At 43.3% G+C, this 17,225-nt stretch carries 19 protein-coding genes; 11 read left to right on the top strand and 8 right to left on the bottom strand.

The window, feature by feature from the left end; translation table 11 throughout:
* Nucleotides 1-9 precede the first annotated feature (9 nt).
* Complete coding sequence (locus NI464_RS12645) at nt 10-684, top strand: hypothetical protein (protein WP_253138818.1); 675 nt, start codon at nt 10-12, stop codon at nt 682-684.
* A 301-nt stretch (nt 685-985) separates the two neighbouring features.
* On the opposite strand, the gene NI464_RS12640 is transcribed toward NI464_RS12645, so the two are convergent.
* The 3 genes from NI464_RS12640 to NI464_RS12630 form a co-directional block, all read right to left on the bottom strand.
* The gene (locus NI464_RS12640; protein WP_004732222.1) at nt 986-1,561 is read right to left on the bottom strand and encodes a xanthine phosphoribosyltransferase; all 576 of its coding nucleotides are present in this window, start codon (nt 1,559-1,561) and stop codon (nt 986-988) included.
* Between the two features lie 88 nt (nt 1,562-1,649).
* Nucleotides 1,650-2,363, bottom strand: a complete 714-nt coding sequence (locus NI464_RS12635) for a DUF3108 domain-containing protein (protein ID WP_005108628.1) — start codon at nt 2,361-2,363, stop codon at nt 1,650-1,652.
* A gap of 159 nt (nt 2,364-2,522) precedes the next feature.
* Nucleotides 2,523-3,209, bottom strand: coding sequence for a hypothetical protein (locus tag NI464_RS12630; RefSeq protein WP_219307339.1), 687 nt, complete (start codon nt 3,207-3,209; stop codon nt 2,523-2,525).
* A gap of 263 nt (nt 3,210-3,472) precedes the next feature.
* On the opposite strand from NI464_RS12630, the gene NI464_RS12625 reads away from it, so the two are divergent.
* Nucleotides 3,473-4,330 (top strand): energy transducer TonB, encoded by an 858-nt coding sequence (locus NI464_RS12625; protein ID WP_216986319.1) that lies wholly within the window; start codon nt 3,473-3,475, stop codon nt 4,328-4,330.
* Between the two features lie 165 nt (nt 4,331-4,495).
* On the opposite strand, the gene ybeY is transcribed toward NI464_RS12625, so the two are convergent.
* The 3 genes from ybeY to miaB are packed head-to-tail and all read right to left on the bottom strand — an operon-like array spanning nt 4,496 to nt 7,572.
* Complete coding sequence (gene ybeY, locus NI464_RS12620) at nt 4,496-4,978, bottom strand: rRNA maturation RNase YbeY (protein WP_071850834.1); 483 nt, start codon at nt 4,976-4,978, stop codon at nt 4,496-4,498.
* A 22-nt stretch (nt 4,979-5,000) separates the two neighbouring features.
* Nucleotides 5,001-6,077 carry a PhoH family protein gene (locus NI464_RS12615; RefSeq protein ID WP_004732214.1) on the bottom strand — a complete coding sequence of 359 codons (1,077 nt, stop codon included), beginning with the start codon at nt 6,075-6,077 and terminating at the stop codon, nt 5,001-5,003.
* Between the two features lie 37 nt (nt 6,078-6,114).
* The gene (miaB, locus tag NI464_RS12610; protein ID WP_005249941.1) at nt 6,115-7,572 is read right to left on the bottom strand and encodes a tRNA (N6-isopentenyl adenosine(37)-C2)-methylthiotransferase MiaB; all 1,458 of its coding nucleotides are present in this window, start codon (nt 7,570-7,572) and stop codon (nt 6,115-6,117) included.
* A 334-nt stretch (nt 7,573-7,906) separates the two neighbouring features.
* On the opposite strand from miaB, the gene NI464_RS12605 reads away from it, so the two are divergent.
* From NI464_RS12605 to NI464_RS12580, 6 genes are all read left to right on the top strand, one after another.
* Nucleotides 7,907-9,841 carry a lytic transglycosylase domain-containing protein gene (locus NI464_RS12605; protein ID WP_253138833.1) on the top strand — a complete coding sequence of 645 codons (1,935 nt, stop codon included), beginning with the start codon at nt 7,907-7,909 and terminating at the stop codon, nt 9,839-9,841.
* A 32-nt stretch (nt 9,842-9,873) separates the two neighbouring features.
* Complete coding sequence (locus tag NI464_RS12600) at nt 9,874-10,512, top strand: ribonuclease T2 family protein (RefSeq protein ID WP_253138815.1); 639 nt, start codon at nt 9,874-9,876, stop codon at nt 10,510-10,512.
* Between the two features lie 167 nt (nt 10,513-10,679).
* Nucleotides 10,680-11,666 carry a malate dehydrogenase gene (locus NI464_RS12595; RefSeq protein WP_004645103.1) on the top strand — a complete coding sequence of 329 codons (987 nt, stop codon included), beginning with the start codon at nt 10,680-10,682 and terminating at the stop codon, nt 11,664-11,666.
* A 169-nt stretch (nt 11,667-11,835) separates the two neighbouring features.
* A complete protein-coding gene (locus NI464_RS12590) occupies nt 11,836-12,114 on the top strand; it encodes a DUF2789 family protein (RefSeq protein WP_253138812.1) in 279 nt (92 codons plus the stop codon).
* 51 nt (nt 12,115-12,165) lie between these two features.
* Nucleotides 12,166-12,420 carry a DUF2789 family protein gene (locus NI464_RS12585; RefSeq protein ID WP_253138811.1) on the top strand — a complete coding sequence of 85 codons (255 nt, stop codon included), beginning with the start codon at nt 12,166-12,168 and terminating at the stop codon, nt 12,418-12,420.
* 115 nt (nt 12,421-12,535) lie between these two features.
* Nucleotides 12,536-12,793, top strand: a complete 258-nt coding sequence (locus tag NI464_RS12580) for a DUF2789 family protein (protein WP_004645106.1) — start codon at nt 12,536-12,538, stop codon at nt 12,791-12,793.
* A gap of 89 nt (nt 12,794-12,882) precedes the next feature.
* Here NI464_RS12580 and NI464_RS12575 read toward each other — a convergent pair whose 3' ends face one another.
* On the bottom strand, nt 12,883-13,410 hold the full coding sequence (locus tag NI464_RS12575) for a hypothetical protein (protein ID WP_005108638.1): 528 nt from the start codon (nt 13,408-13,410) through the stop codon (nt 12,883-12,885).
* A gap of 70 nt (nt 13,411-13,480) precedes the next feature.
* A complete protein-coding gene (locus NI464_RS12570; RefSeq protein WP_253138808.1) occupies nt 13,481-14,083 on the bottom strand; it encodes a 2OG-Fe(II) oxygenase in 603 nt (200 codons plus the stop codon).
* A 117-nt stretch (nt 14,084-14,200) separates the two neighbouring features.
* Here NI464_RS12570 and NI464_RS12565 point away from each other — a divergent pair, with 117 nt between their 5' ends.
* The 3 genes from NI464_RS12565 to NI464_RS12555 are packed head-to-tail and all read left to right on the top strand — an operon-like array spanning nt 14,201 to nt 17,013.
* Nucleotides 14,201-15,058, top strand: a complete 858-nt coding sequence (locus NI464_RS12565) for a 23S rRNA (adenine(2030)-N(6))-methyltransferase RlmJ (RefSeq protein ID WP_004732197.1) — start codon at nt 14,201-14,203, stop codon at nt 15,056-15,058.
* 38 nt (nt 15,059-15,096) lie between these two features.
* On the top strand, nt 15,097-15,918 hold the full coding sequence (gene pssA / locus NI464_RS12560) for a CDP-diacylglycerol--serine O-phosphatidyltransferase (RefSeq protein ID WP_005108642.1): 822 nt from the start codon (nt 15,097-15,099) through the stop codon (nt 15,916-15,918).
* An 18-nt stretch (nt 15,919-15,936) separates the two neighbouring features.
* On the top strand, nt 15,937-17,013 hold the full coding sequence (locus NI464_RS12555) for a DUF6670 family protein (protein WP_253138804.1): 1,077 nt from the start codon (nt 15,937-15,939) through the stop codon (nt 17,011-17,013).
* The last annotated feature ends 212 nt before the right edge of the window (nt 17,014-17,225 follow it).

Raw genomic sequence — 17,225 nt, 5'->3', positions numbered from 1 at the left:
AGAACAACGATGAAAAATACGATCAAAACAATCGCTTTATCCGTCGCCTTTCTGTCTAGCGCAGGTATGGCATACGCCCAAGATGGTGAAACACCTACTGATGTCACCGTAGATACAGGCTTACAAGCTACCCTGGATTCTATTTCTCAGCAGGTTGAAAATGGTTCTGCTTTGAATCTTGCAGTGAATACAGGTGATGTTGATGCAAGTGTCGATTTAGAAGCAATTGCAGAAGCTACAAGAGAAGCACCAGACGCCATTAGTTCAATTGAAGGTACAATTGAAACTACTGCGATTGGTGCCGCGAATACAGGTAGTATCAGTATTGAGCAGGGTAGCTACAATAAGGTGGTATCAGACATATCAGATGCAACGGATAACTACGACTACAGTGAAGTAACGAGTGCAACTAATAATTCTGAAACTCTAGAGGAGCTATCAGAGGTTGCGGATAGTTCAGATATCTCGGAAGTTGTGAGTTCGACACTAAGTACTGACTATAGTGAGGAAATCAATGAAACTTTAAGCAATTATAGTGTAGCGAATATTGCCTATAATGCGGGTGCTATTGATGCATCTGTCAGTGCTATTTCAGAAGGAACTCAAACTGCTATTAACAACAGCATCACAACTACCGCTATCGGTGCTGTGAATAGCGGTAGTATCACAGTGACTGTTAAATAAACTCTTTTTTTGAAGGAAACACAGGTCTAACTATTGGCAGATAGTTAGGCCTCTTTATTTTATAATAACATCCACATAAATTGTTGTTTATTCATCGGATAAAAAAGTACTTATTTGTTTGACACTCTCTATTTCAGAAATTAAATAGCCTGGAGCTTAAGATTAAGCCATTTATCTAGGAGCAAATCTGGAAAAATAAATAAGAACTTAGGCTGAGCTCTGGATATTTTAAATTTATATCATCAGAAAAACACAATAAAAAAAGAGCGCATCAGCGCTCTTTTAAAATTCATTGGCGAGCTTAGTCGCGAACAAATTCAACTGTGCCATTTGTCAAAGACTTTACGCGTGCCAGTGATTCCACACGGTAGCCTTTTTCAAGCAGCAGGTCACGACCTGGCTGGAATGATTTTTCAATCACAATGCCAATACCGACTACTTCTGCATTTGCCTGGTGGATCAGGTCTGCAAGACCTAAAGCCGCTTGACCATTAGCCAGAAAATCATCGATCACTAAAACCTTATCGGTTGAGCTGATGTGTTTATTTGAAATCGCGATTGTGCTTTCAGTCTGTTTGGTAAATGAAAAGACTTTAGAACGATATAAATCATCTTTCAGGGTGAGAGACTGGTATTTACGTGCAAAGATTACAGGTACGCCAAGCTCTAGGCCGGCCATTACGGCAGGTGCAATACCTGATGCTTCAATCGTAATAATTTTGGTAATACCAGCATCCTTAAACAGACGCGCAAATTCTTGACCAATCAGTTGCATCATGACTGGATCAATCTGATGGTTTAAGAAAGAGTCTACTTTCAAAACTTCTTCAGAGAGGACGATGCCTTCAGCCAAGATTTTCTGTTCTAGTGCATGCACGGGAGAATCCTCAAGAGCAGGTGCTTTTTCAAGCAAAAGCGTATTGTAAAAAGCACCCGGAAAAAATCAAGTGAAATTCGCCAAAAACTTAGTTGCTTGCACCTTTATAGTCAGTTAACAGTAAACCATAGGAGGTTTTCTTGTCGACATGCGAAACTTTGACTGGAAGATAGTCAAGTTTTGGTGCCAGCCAGAAAATGGTTTCACGACCTGGTTTGCTGTGTTTCATCACCACTTTAATGGTATTAAAGGATCCGTATTTGGTGCTTATAGTCTCTGAACCCTGTTTGATAAACTTACGGCCTTCAACTTCTTTAGCATCAGCGATATAGTAATTTGCTTTCAGGCCTGAATTTTTTAAGTCTTCACGGATCTGCAATTCCGCATTCAACTCATCCAGAACATCTGCTCTCCAGGCAAAAGAGCGTTTTTCATCGTCTTTCTTGGTACTGATGCTTTTGCTGGAAGGATTAAAATTAATACTCATGGTGTTGTTATGCACCAGCACTTTACTGCTGCGACTGAAACTGCTTGAGCCGATCTTGCCATTATTAAAAGTAAAGCGGCTGGTTTCGGTTGCAGAGGCAATACCTCCGGCTTTTGCAGCAAAGACATAAGTCCAGTTATTGCCTGATTTGCTTAAAGTCCGCGTTGCAGAACCCATATTCTTGCCATTATAGCTAAATTGATAACTGGCTTGGAAAGGAGTCATGGCAAAAGCCTGGCTAGAAATAACAGTGAACAGTATTGCGCTGCTCAGACCCGTGGTCATCACTAAAATTTTGAATACAGTCTTCGCCATCAGTTATTTTCCTATATTGATTCAATTGGCAAAACATATCACTTATTGCACCCTTTATTATTTGGGCAAAATATGGAAATTGAAGGGATATTTCTGCCAAAAATGTATATTTCATGTAGTTTTATGGAACTTTTGTTCAAAAACTACGTTTGACATGATTTAAGAAGGATCTTTCTGTTTGATGGGGGTGACCCGGTTGTCATCCATCTTGTCTTCATCCCAGTTCTCTTCCTGATCTTGGGAAAGTTTTCTAAACAGGGCGGCCAGATTGACATTACCAATCACCACCAGTTCGGCTTCACGAAGTACTGCGTGATTCACATGAACTTTGCCCAAGGTATCAATGACCGATCGGCTTTTACCTAACCAGCGATTTAAATCTAGATAAAGCAAGTCATCGATGACTTTAATTACGCCCAGTTTTTCCAGAATCATTCCCAAAGGATCTTTATTCAAGATACGTTGATAGAAGAACAAGCCGAAACGCACGCCCAGTTTATACAGCATATTTGGATATTTGGCTTCAATCAGCTGAGTATCACTAATTTGCTCGAACACGATCAACTGGGTGGTTTTATTCAATTCCATCTGTACCAGTTTCAAATCAACCGATAAAGTGACAATCAGGCCTTTATAATCCAGTGTTGCATACAAACGCAGCCAGTCTTCGTGTAAATCTGCATGTAAGTCTTTTAATGCATCGACATTGTCTGTGACAAAGCGCTGAAAGGTTGCATTCAGGAAGACTTGCGATAAGGGAAATTCACGCTCATCTTCAATAAATCCTTCCGCCCTCTGATACACTTGGCGGATTCGGTTGGAAATATTGGAAATTAGCGTTTGCATACTGAAGCGTCCTGGCAACTTTATTTTTGACTCGGGATGTATCTTGTCGAATTGTATGAAAAATACAAGCGTTCATGCTTGAAGTTTAGCAAAATAAATAGCACCATTTTTATAGTTTTAGTTATGTAACGTTGAAGATTTGATGAATTTGGCATTTTAAAAAGATAAATGACGAATCCGTTTATTTTTAATCTTTCAAATACTTTTTTGGGGAGCTGAACTCAGTATTGAGTTTGGGCGAATGTGAAAAAACGATGATACTCATGCCTCTGGTCAGAACTTGGTGGAAAGATCCAGTGTTTAGCAGTGCGGTGCTTGCCGCAGGCATTCTGCATTTGATCGTGCTGACCCTGGAATTTGGTATGCCGCAAGATCGGGATACCAGTACCAAAGAAATCGCAGTCAGTTTGCGCCAGACTGATGAAAAAATTGAGCATGCTGATTTTCTCGCCCAAACGGACCAGCAGGGTTCCGGCCAGTTTAGAGAAGCTCATCGCATGTCGAGTGATATGCCATCGCCGTTAATGGAACAACATGCAGGCGAAGAGCTGCAAGAAAGTCTGGATATGCTGCAACAGCAACAGGAACTCAGTTTTGAAGAAAAAGTCCTGATGACCACCTTGAGCTGGCAAAAGCAGGCGGAAGAAAATCAGCGAAAAAAAATGCAGGAGCAATTACAGAGCCAGTTTCAGGCCAAAGCGGCCATGGTCGCCAGTCTGGAAGCGCAATATTTACAGCGTCAGCAAAATTTCAGTCGTCAGCAAAAAATTAAGACTGTAGATGGTATTCAGTCCAAGCAGGATGTTTCTGCCGCCTATCTGGAAAAGTTCCGTGAAAAAGTGGAATTTTATGGTAACCGTTATTATCCGGAAGCAGCAAAACAACAGAATCTAGCAGGGGAAGTGCGGCTGATGGTGATCCTGAACCAGAATGGCGGAATTCGTGCCATTCGACTGATTGACAGTTCAGGACATGCCATGCTGGACGAAGCAGCCAAAGCTTCCGTGCGTAAGGCAGCACCATTTGGTGCTTTCGACAGTAAAATGAAAGAAATTTCCGAACTGCGGGTGATTCGTACCTGGCGATTTGATCCGGCAGAAGCAGAATTTGAGGTGCGTTAGACCATTTTATTCATTTGTAAACCCTCCCTTTAACTCCCTCCCAACGGGAGAGAGAACTATCATTGAGCTATAGGTATTAAAACTCCCTCTCCTTATGGGAGAGGGTTGGGGTGAGGGTAAACAATAAAAAAAGCAGGCCTTAGCCCGCTTTTTTATGAAGAAATTTTAGTTCTGTTCTAGATAAGGATTTTCAAAACCCAGCTTGGCCAGAATCTCGATTTCAATGCCTTCCATTTCTTCAGCATCTTCATCCGAGGTTTCATGGTCATAGCCCATTAGGTGTAAAGTGCCATGTACCAGCATATGGGTGAAATGCGTTAATGGTACTTTTTGCTGTTCCAGCGCTTCCGCCAGTACTACAGGAATACAGATCACCAGATCACCAATGGGAAATGCATCCAGAAACTGCGCCATTTCATCTGGAAGTTCACTTGGGAAAGACAGGACATTGGTCGGTTTGTCTTTGCCTCGATATTCCAAATTCAGTTTATGACTTTCGTCATTATCAACACAGGCAATTCCAATTTCGCAATCACTTTGAGTGCCGATATGACGTAAAGTGGTTTCTACAACTTTTTTAATATAGGCTCGTTTCAGTACCAGTTCAGGTGACTGAAAGTCCTGTTGTAAGGAAAGACTAAGTTTCAACACAAATCCTTAAGTTTAAAGCTTAATGCTGTGCGTCTGCCGCAGCATCATTTTCAGCGATCAAGGCATCCTGACGTGCTTTACGTTCGGCACGTGCTTCAGCACTTAAACGCTGCTGTTCACTGTCCCAGCCTTCGTAGGCTTCAACAATTTTCTGTACAAGTTGATGACGTACTACATCACGCGAATGGAAACGAGTGATATGAATTTCAGGAATTTTATCAATCACACGCAAGGCATGTGACAGGCCGGATTGCTGACCACGCGGTAAATCCACCTGAGTTACGTCGCCCGTAATCACGGCACGTGAGCCAAAACCTAAACGGGTCAGGAACATCTTCATCTGTTCTGGGGTGGTGTTCTGCGCTTCATCTAGAATCACGAAAGAATGATTCAGGGTACGGCCACGCATATAAGCAAGCGGAGCGACTTCAATCACCTGGCGTTCGATCAGTTTGGCCACTTTTTCAAAGCCGAGCATTTCATACAGCGCGTCATACAAGGGACGTAAGTACGGATCGATTTTCTGGGTTAAATCCCCCGGCAAGAAACCAAGTTTTTCACCGGCTTCAACCGCAGGACGAACCAGCAAGATCCGCTGAATTTCATTACGCTCCAGCATGTCCACGGCAGCCGCAACGGCGAGGTAGGTTTTACCTGTACCCGCAGGGCCAATACCAAAAGAAATATCACTTTGCAGAATGCGCTGTACATAACGTTTCTGGTTGGCACCACGCGGGTTGATCCGGCCTTTACGGGTTTGCAGCCAGACATTGTCCAGCCCCGTATGTTCCTGATCATCCAGATCTTGCTGAAGTTCACGGTCAGTCTGGCTGCCCTGAATCATCAGATGTAAAGTATCTGCACTAATCTGCTGACTATGTTCAGATTCTTCATGAAGACGTTGCAAGAGCATTTCGGCTCTCTCAACGGCATCGATTCCACCATCAATAATAAAACTTTCTCCACGATGGGAGATTTTGACGTCTAAACGTTGTTCAATTTGCTTCAAATGGCCGTTATAGGCACCTAACATGGCTTGTATACGGTCCATCGAAATTCCAGGAAAAGCTACTGTACGTCGAATCGCTGCAGTCAAGAGTGTTCCTTATGAAGTGTGCGTTATATGCTCTACATTACGCCACGTCAGGCTCAAGATTCAAGAGCTCACCATAAACTAAATTCAAAGTTTTAATTTCGGTAATTTCAATCTCGGCAAAGCGGCCTACCCAGGCAGGGTCACCAATAAAGTTAACATAACGGGTATTGTCCGCCGTACCGACCAGAATATTCGGATCTTTATCAGAAACTTTTTCGATCAGTACACGCTGGATGGTCCCGAGCATGGCATCCGTCTTGTCAATGCTTGAACGCTTAATCCATTGCTGAACTTTGGCCAGACGTTCTTTTTTGATATCTTCAGAGATCGTATCTTCCAGTTCTGCCGCAGGCGTACCCGGACGTTTTGAATAGATGAAACTATAAGAATGGTCGAAATCCAGATCCTGAATAAACTGATAAGTCTCTTCAAAGTTTTCATCTGTTTCACCCGGGAAGCCAATGATAAAATCTGAAGATAGGTGCATGTCAGGGCGAACTGCACGTAACTTTTTAATCTTTTCGATATAGACATCAATGGTGTGGTTACGCTTCATCGCTTGTAACACATCATTGGAACCGCTTTGTACCGGCAGATGCAGATGTGAAACCATTTGTGGCAGGTCACGATAGCACTGGATCAGGTCATCATTAAATTCCAGGGGATGCGAGGTGGTATAGCGAATACGGCCAATACCCGGAATGTCTGCAACCAAACGCAGCAAATCGGCAAAAGTACAGATATTGCCTTCGAAGGTTTCACCCCGGTAGCCATTTACGTTCTGACCCAACAGCGAAATTTCACGCACGCCTTTTTCTGCCAGACCTGCAATTTCAGCCAGGACATCATCTAGTGGACGAGAAACTTCTTCACCACGCGTATACGGCACCACGCAGAAAGAACAGTATTTGGAACAGCCTTCCATGATCGAGACAAAAGCTTTATAGCCTTCAACACGCGGTTCTGGCAGAAAGTCGAATTTCTCGATATCGGGGAAGGAAATATCCACCAGTTTGATTTTTTCTTTTTTCGGCTTTTCGATCTGCTCAAAATGCTGATCCAGCATTTGCGGCAAACGGTGCAGGGTTTGTGGACCAAAAATCATATCGACATAATTGGCACGTTTCTGGATGTTGTCGCCTTCCTGAGAAGCCACACAACCACCAACACCAATAATCAGGTCAGGATTTTTATCTTTAAGCTTGCGCCAGCGACCCAGCTCGGAGAATACTTTCTCTTGGGCTTTTTCACGGATCGAGCAGGTATTCATCAGCAGAATATCGGCATCTTTAGGATCGGTGGTCAGCACATAGCCATGAGAATCGCCTAACAGGTCTGCCATACGGTGACTGTCGTACTCATTCATCTGACACCCTTGCGTTTCGATGTACAGTTTTTTGACTGAAGCATCGCTGGCTGGGGTGTGCGCTGGCTGGGTAACAGTGTTTTCTGAGGCAGCTGGGGCACCATTCGGAATGAAGGTTTGAACCGTCATGTAGGCTCCTACAAGGTAATACGTTGAAAGAGTGAACGAACAGCCTGATTGATACATCAAACAGGTGAATAAAAATTCAATTCACGGACTGAAATCTTGGAAAGGCGCATATTTTAGCAGGAAAGTCGCTTAAACTTATAGTTCAAATTAACTGTGGAAAAATATTGATTTATGGGCAAAAATTGTCTGTAGATTAATATTGCTTAATCATAAGGTTACATAACTGAACAATAGAGTTGGTTATAATCTTCAAACTAGCTCTTATGATATGCAACATGGGCAAAGCACAAAACCGATGATAGAAGGCAAAGGGATGTTGAAACACACTAAAATTATGTATAAATACTATAAATTAATTACTTTAAGTGTGGCATGTATCTGTTCAGCGAGTACACAGGCAGCAGAAGAACAATTTAATGATGCCTTGCGTGCAGCCAATGCAGGTAATACTGAACTGTTACAACAATATCGTCTGTCTATGCAGAATGATGCCTTGGGCTATTATCCGGAATACTGGATTTTAAACCAGAATCTTGCCATGCAGCCTGTTAGCCAGATTATCAGCTTTGCCCAGCGTTACCCTCAATCTGCGATGGCTGAAAAGTTGGCAGCGGACTATGTCGAAGAAAAAGTAAAAATGGCAGATTTTAGCAATGCCCAACCGGTATTGCCTTATGTAACCAATGCTGATCCTGCCGAAGCCTGTGCAGTGGCACAAGTGCGCGCCAAAGCTGGCGATGAACTGGTCTATGCCGAGTTTAAAGAAGTCTGGTTAACTACCAATAGCCAGCCTGAATCTTGTACCGGTTTGGGCCGGATGATGCTATCCAGTCCACTTATGACGGCAGAAGACCGTCAGCAGCGACTCTGGGGACAACTTCGTGCCGGACAGTCAGGTCAGGCCATTGCGACAGCGCAAGGCATTGGTCTAAATCTGTCTCTGGCACAACTGAATTCGATTCAGGCCAATCCCACTAATTATTTGTGGTCTGCGCCTAAAAGTACTGCGGCGGAGCATGCCTATCTGATTTATGCGCTGGGACGTCTGGCCGATAGCGATTTGGACTCAGCTTTGTCTATCGTCAAACGGACTGCCGAAGGTACACCAGTACAGGTACAACGCGCCTTATATCGTGCTGTCGGTTATATCGGTGGTACCACAGTGATGAAAAACAACTTCAACCGTGAAGTGTTAAATGCGCTAGATGCCAGCTATGGCCTGCCATTTAGCCCGGAAGAAGCCGAGATTTATGCGCGTCAGGCAATTCGTTTTAGTGCATGGGAAAGCCTGATCCGTGCGATTGACAGCATGAGCGTCAACCAGAAGCAGGAAGATCGCTGGCAATACTGGCTGGCACGTGCCAGCGAACAACGTGCTGACCGTGCTTCCAAACAGGCAGCAGAAAGTATTTATCGTAAGCTGGCGACCGGAGATGACTATCACAATCTTTTGGCACGCGACAAGCTGGGGCAGGTGACTGCGAGTACACCAAATCCAGCGCAGCCATCCAATCAGGCCCTGCAACGTTTGGAACAGGATATTCATTTCCGCCGTGCTTTCACGCTACGTAATATCAGCGCCCCGGAGAACTATATTAACCGGGAATGGAACTGGGCAGTGCGTCAGGCTTATCTAAAGAAGGATGATGACCTGTTGCTGGCCGCGGCAAAACGTGCCATGGATATGGGCTGGTATGATCGTGCCATTTATGCCGCTGACCGTACCGCGAACAAACATAATTATAACTATCGTTATCCAATGCCACATCAGAATTACGTGGTCAGCCATAGTCGCAATGGGGGGATTGATCCGGCCTGGGCCTATGGTTTGATGCGTCAAGAAAGTCGTTTCAATACCGTCGCACGTTCACATGTCGGGGCGGGTGGTCTAATGCAGATTATGCCGGATACGGCCAAGTTGGTGGCGCGTCAAATGGGTGAGGCTTATAATCCGGCAGCACTCACCGATATGAATACCAATATTCGCTACGGAACATTCTATTTATCTACGATTCAGCGTCAGCTTAGCGATAGTCCGGTTCTGGCAACGGCAGGCTATAATGCCGGTCCAAACCGTGCCCGTCGCTGGCAGCCAGAATTTCAGGGGATTGCCGCAGATCAATATACTGAAAGTATTCCTTTACTCGAAACCCGAGATTATGTGAAACATGTCATGACCAATGCCACGCATTACGGTATCTTGTTAGGACAGGGGGCACAGTCAGTAGGTAAACGCATGCAACTGATACCATTACGTAATACACAATAAAATTAAAATTATTGGGGGATGGTGATTTATTCATGAAAATAATGAAGGATCGTCGAGTCTGGGCTGGATCGGTTGCGCTTGTATTTTTGGCCAGCAGTCCGGCAGCGTTTGCTGCGCCGACAGACTATGTCATGGATGTACAAATGGTCCCGGCCTTATGTAGCTTGTACCCGGAATATGCCAAGAAACGAAAATGCCTGGAAGGTTATTCGCTGAATATCTCCGGCTTATATCCTCAGACCACATCACAAAATTGTACGACCAATAGCTCCGCGAAACTGTCACCACTGCAGTCCAAGGTGGTGGCCAGGATTATGCCGGATGACAATACCCGGACAATTTTATGGCGTAATATCGGTGGCTGCGTGCCGATGAATGCCAGTCAGTATTTCCGGACGATTATCAATTATGCAGATCGTCTCAAAGTTCCTGCGGAACTGACGGAACAGGAAAATCTTACGATTTCTGTCGATACGCTGCGGGCCAAATTTCTGAAAATTAATCCGCAATTACCGGGTAATGCCTTGCGATTCAACTGCCAGCAGACCCAGTCAGCCAGCGTGCTTACCTCGATCAAGGTCTGTTATCGTCCCAATGGCAATTACAAATCCTGTCCTGCCAACATTATTAATACATGCCCAAAAACTGTCACGATAAAAGGAACATACTGAGCTTTTTTGCCGATTTAATTTATATTTCCTATCAGACTTTAGGTGAAATCCGTCCTCTTTTATATGCATCTGGCAAAGGATTGGAGTACAATCTTTCGCGTTTACGATTATTAGATTAAATACTAACTATTTAATCGCATTGAATATCCTCAATTGGAGATAATTAGATGAAGCAAGCAGTTCGTGTTGCCGTTACTGGCGCTGCAGGTCAAATTGGTTACAGCCTATTATTCCGTATCGCAAGCGGCGAAATGCTAGGTAAAGATCAACCAGTGATTTTGCAATTGCTCGAAGTTCCTTTTGAGAAAGCTCAGCAAGCGCTTAAAGGCGTAATGATGGAGCTTCAAGATTGTGCATTCCCATTACTAGAAGACATGATCGGTACTGATGATCCTAAAGTTGCATTTAAAGATGCTGACTACGCGCTTCTAGTTGGTTCACGTCCACGTGGTCCAGGTATGGAACGTGCTGACCTGCTTAAAGTGAACGGTGAAATCTTCATTGGTCAAGGTCAAGCATTGAACGAAGTGGCGAGCCGTGACGTTAAAGTTCTAGTTGTTGGTAACCCTGCAAACACGAATGCTTACATCGCAATGAAATCTGCTCCAGATCTCCCAGCGAAAAACTTCACTGCAATGTTACGTCTTGACCACAACCGTGCTGCATCTCAAATTGCTGCTAAAACTGGTAAAGCGGTTAAAGACATCAAAAATCTTACAGTTTGGGGTAACCACTCTCCAACTATGTATGCTGACTACCGTTTTGCAACAATTAACGGCGAAAGCGTTAAAGACATGATCAACGACCAAGAATGGAATGCAAATACATTCCTTCCGACTGTTGGTAAACGTGGTGCTGCGATCATCGAAGCACGTGGTTTGTCTTCTGCTGCTTCTGCTGCTAACGCTGCAATCGACCATATGCGCGATTGGGCTCTTGGTACAAACGGCGAATGGGTAACGATGGGTATTCCTTCTGACGGTTCTTACGGTATTCCTGAAGGCGTAATGTTCGGTTTCCCTGTAACGACTGAAAACGGTGAATACAAAATCGTTCAAGGTCTAGAAATCGACGAATTTAGTCAAGAGCGTATCAACTTCACGTTGAATGAACTTGAAGAAGAGCGCGCAGCAATTGCTGACATGCTTAAATAATTTGATCTTTTCAGATTAAGTTGAAAAAGCACTCCATTTGGGGTGCTTTTTTTATATCACTCACTTTAATCAACAAAAAATAACAAGCTGTGAAGGAGAGACAACTGAGTTTTCGCTATGAGCCCTCTAAGGTAGAAACAAGATTATAGATAAAAAGATGGAGGTTCAGATGTTAGAGCAACGCGCCACCTTCGAACTTTTCTTTGAACAATTGGGTCTGGATTCGAGTCCGGAAGCGATTGACGAGTTTATTAGCACGCATCAAATTGGTATGGATGTGCCACTGCATAAAGCTCCTTTTTGGAGTAAATCACAGCATGACTTTCTGATCAGTCACTGGAAAAAAGATGATGACTGGGCCATTTTTGTTGATGTGTTGAATGAACAATTACACATTGAGGCAGAGGGTTCAGGTTCCTGTGACGTACCCAGCCATAAATCAACCTAAGAATTCTAGTCTCGACACGCTCATAATTTAATACTACGATGGAGTCTATTTATGCTTACGGAACAACAGTTAACTTTAGAATTATTATTTGAACAATTGGGTTTGCCTTCTGATGAAGCCTCAATTACTCAGTTTACCGATACCCATCAATTACCATCTGAAGTCGCATTGCCAGATGCCGAATTCTGGAGTGAGGGACAAAGTGCCTTCCTTCGTGAACATTGGCACCAAGATGATGAGTGGATTGTCATTATTGACAAGTTAAATCAGCTTTTACATGTGGAAAGCGACAAACAAAGCGTTTAAATGCATTCGTACAAAAAGAAACAACAAACCTAGTCAAATGACTAGGTTTTTTTTGCCTTATCTTATAAGTTAGATCTATAAATAATTACAATTTATCTGATATAAGGAGGGCGCGATGCTCGCAAAGAACCAACCATCCTTAGAGCTCTTGTTTTCTCAGCTCGGTCTCGCCAATAGTCCTGCGGCTATTGAATTGTATGTACGTACCCATCAACTGCCAGCAGGGCTGTCCTTGCACGATGCACCGTTCTGGAATAAAGCCCAACGTTCTTTATTAATCAGCCATCTGGTACAGGATGATGATTGGGCAATTTGGGTCGATGAACTGAATCAGCAACTGCACATGGACGCTTATAGACGTCAACCTGCTTGATCATTTTTCCTGTGTTCTTCTGGTATTTAGAGTAAGACGATATAACTTGCATTAAAAAACGCCTCATCTGAGGCGTTTTATTCTTTGGCTTAATGCATTTTGCTTTTTAATATTTTGTTAAACCATTCGTGCTGACGATAATCATTAAATGCATGATGCTGCTGTAATAATTCCAGCTCAAATTCGGCAGTGTTGGTGTACTTACCTAACCAGTGGCGAGTCAGGGCTGGCTCATTTTTACTGGCACTGGCATAGGCCAGGAAGAAATAAATATCACCATGCTCATAACTGGCCATTGGCTTTAAAATTTGCTGGGTAATCAGGGCAAAATGGTGCTCTTTAGTCAATTCAAAGAACATCATATAGGCCTTGGCTAGATGCAAAGATAGGTTGATATACATGCGCAGCGGCATTTCTTCAAATTCTACCCGGCCTTGTTCCAGCAACACTACGGCTTCTTGCAGGAAATGTCGCTGTTCCTGACGCAGTTCACTTAAAGTCACCAGCTGTAAACGAAGATCAGCGCGTTCAAGCGTTAATTCCGGCGTATTGCCTTTTAAATACAATTGGTCAGTTTCACCCAGACGTTGAATAATCTGTTTGGTTGTTAATCGCATCAACGCAATCCTCATTTCTCAATAATGGCTATATGAGGTTAAAAATTAAAATTTAAAGCGGCAGCGCGTCTTAGAGCAGTGAGGTATCACTTCTTAGCCAGGCGGTAATAGATAGACGTTGCTGTTTAGAGATTAAAACTTCATGTAATAAATCGCTCTGGAACAGCGCCATTCGGTTTGGTTTTGGCTGGATAATATGCCACTGGCCCTGTTTATCCTGCAGGCGCAGTTCACCGCCCCAGTCCTTCTGCCATTGGTCATGTAAATAATACACACTGGAAATCATCCGGCCATTTTTACTTTGGGGGTTGTCACGGTGCAGGGCATAGAACTCACCCGCGTGATAGCAAGCGAAATGCGCTTCGACATCTTTGATGCCTAAATAAAACGCGCGGTTTAAAATTTGGGAAAATTGTTGAAGTGTTTGGATGTGTAGGTGGGAAATTTGAAATTCAGGTTGTAACCAAAGAATATGATCACTACGGATGTTGTTAACTACACCATTTTGAATGGCTGCATTACGAAATTCGTTTAAGTGGCTTAAGCATTCTTGACTCACTGCATGTTGATATTCGCTAGAGTAAGCATCGTCAACAATACTAAAGCCATGTTGATCTAAATCATCTAAGATTTGATCAACATTCCAATCCCCTGGGATGATAACTGCTTCCATTTTTTCAATTCTCGATAGTGTGGTAAAAAAAGGTCCGCTATTTTAGTGCAATAATCGTTTCTGAACGAAATAGTTTTTCATGTTAAAATAGCAATTGATCTTAGGAATAATTGAAACATGAATTACCGTCACTCTTACCACGCAGGCAACTTTGCCGATGTCATGAAGCACGTTTTATTGCTTCAGTTGTTGACTCGACTGAATGCAAAAGACAAACCTTATCGCTATGTAGATACACATGGTGGTGCAGGTAAGTATGATTTGTCGACTGCCGAAGCGCAAAAATCAGGTGAGTTTTTAAACGGTATTCATCGTCTGGTTAAGCTTGATGATTCGATCAAGCGTAATGCACCTGAAGGCGTACAACAATATTTGAAAATTGTTGAAAATATGCGTGAAAACTTTGGTAAGGGTGCTTATCCGGGTTCACCGTGGTTTGCGCTAGAAGGCATGCGTGAGATTGATAAAGCGACCATTTTTGAAATGCAGCGTGATGTGTTCCAGCAACTTCGTCATAATATTTTTGACAAGCGTGCAGGTTTGCATGAGCGTGATGCATACGAAGGTCTTTTAGCAGTCATTCCACCAAAAGAAAAACGTGGTCTGGTGATGATCGATCCACCGTATGAGCTGGAGCGTAAAGATTTCCCGCAGTTGGTCGAACTGCTAGTTGCTGCTTATAAGAAATGGCCGACAGGTGTATTCGCCGTTTGGTATCCCATTAAAGACCGTGCCATGATTGAACGCTTTGAGAAGAAAATGTTCAAGACCGGTATCCGCCGTCAACTGGTTTGTGAAGTCTGTGTATGGCCGGATGATACTCCAGTGGGCTTGAACGGTTGTGGTTTGCTGGTGATTAACCCGCCTTGGAAATTCTCTGAAGATGCAGATGAAGCACTACAGTGGTTATTCCCGCATCTTCGCATGAGTGAAAATGGTGGTCACGCTGCAGTTCGCTGGTTAGTGGGCGAGTAATTTTTTTAAAGATCAGGTCATAGCTAGGATCGACAAGAATGACAAATATAAGCAAACCGGAACGCGACTCTTCAACCGAAGTGCCTTTTGATGGCATCACCTTCGAGGTGGAAGAAGAGGAGCATACCCAGGAAGGGCAAAAAGTTAAGCGTCGAGGCATCTATCTATGGCCGAACCTGATTACAACCGCAGCGTTGTTGTCAGGTTTCTACTCGATTATTGCCAGTATGAATGGTGATTTTCAGCAAGCTATTTATGCGATCTTTATTGCGGCATTACTGGATGGACTAGATGGCCGTGTGGCACGTGCCATTGGTGCACAAAGTCCTTTCGGCGAACAGTTTGACTCGCTTTCTGACATGCTGGCTTTTGGTGTGGCTCCCGCTATTTTGATGTATAGCTGGGGCTTGAGTGATTTGGGCCGTATTGGTCTGGCGGCTTGTTTTGTTTATACCGCATGTGCTGCTTTCCGTCTGGCACGTTTCAATGTACAGATTGGTGTGGTCGATAAACGTTATTTTATCGGTGTGGCAAGTCCTCTAGCTGCCATCATGATTGTGTCACTGGTCTGGGTCGGTCTGGATTTTCCAGAAATCTTTGATATTCGTGAACCTTCTCTTCAGGTCATTAATGCAGTGGTCATCATTGCGGTAGGCTTGTTGATGATTTCCAATATCAAATATTATTCATTCAAAACGGTAGAGCGGAAACGGGTTCCATTTTTTGTCCTACCAATTGCCGTATTCGTCTTTGCGGCGATGACTTATAATATTCCTGTCGGCATTCTGGTCATTTCTATTCTCTATGCCTTGTCTGGTTTTGTAACCACCTTTATGGCAAAAAGATCGAGTACATTATAAAAATATAAGGAGTCTGAGATGCGGTTTCTTCAAGATTTTCTAGATTGTTCGAAACAGCTAAATCAGACTCCTGCTGTTTCGCGCTATCCCGCCTATCATGGTCCTACCTCAAAATATAAAATTATTCATCAAGGTTTGATGATCCCCGGGCTTCCGGCACCGCTCTATTATTTAAACTTTATGAGTATTATCGGGCAACCCAATGCACCCATGCTGGCAAACCCGAGTGCAATCGAAACCACAGCCTTAGACACCGCCACCGTGATTTGCAGTTCGAGCCCACATATGGTGGGACAATTGCATCACTATTCGGTCAAGCAGGACTGTCATTTTAGATCAGGTCTGTTTCAGTTTCTGGATCGTGAGCAATTGAGCGGAAGTTTTCCAAATTTTCGTTTGCAGCGTTCTGACTCGGAACTCAGTTTTGATTTAAATATTCAAATCACTCAACTGATTTCTCATTTTACCCAAATGCGGTTTTCCTTGGCAGATCACTGGTCTTTGCTATGTCATTGTCAGGGAACGGTGAGCTATAAAGCGCAGCAATATACGATCGATGGTCTTGGAAGCTTTGAATACGCGCGGAGTTTTAACTTTCCTTATCTACCTTTGGCCTTCCTGACTTATCAAATTATTAATCTCAGTGAAAACAGGCAACTGTTGTTGGCGCAGATTCGGGATGGTTTTAATCGTATTGTTCAGTCGCGGATATATCTCCGTGATTTAAAAAACATGCGGACCCAAATGTTCGATCGAAAAGTTTATTTTAAAGTTCATCGTGTTTATCCGTGTGTCACGACACCCAATCGGCAAAGTATGTATTTGCCGCGCGAATTTGAATGGTGTTATGAAAATGCAGACGGTACTTGTATCTGGGTACAAGGTCAAAGTCGTGGAGATTTTAAATTTGGCCTGGCAGCGGGCTATGTAGGAAGTTTTAGTTATCAAGTGAAAATAAATGAAGAAACCGAAAATGGGGAAGGGGGTTATTGTGAATACATAGATTGCCGGCCTTTACGCTTTCAAGAACAGAATAAAACTGAAAAAAGATTAAGTCATTTATCCAATTCAGTCCCTTTAATGCTCAAGAAATGAAGAAAAGCGCGATTTTTGTAGAATAAATAAACAATCGTGATGATTTTGCTGAATTATTTAAAAATAAGGGTTGTATTGGGTTGGGAATCCTGTAGAATGCACATCCATCGGCGGTGATGAGGATTAAAACTTCTGATAAAACAGTGACTTAGTTAAGTTTGATTGAGTTGGGTTTTATTTGATAAGTTTAAAAATAATCTGAATTACTGGTT

Source organism: Acinetobacter lwoffii, from assembly GCF_024129685.1.
Lineage (GTDB): Bacteria > Pseudomonadota > Gammaproteobacteria > Pseudomonadales > Moraxellaceae > Acinetobacter > Acinetobacter lwoffii_X.
This window is presented reverse-complemented; position numbering and strand designations above follow the sequence as displayed.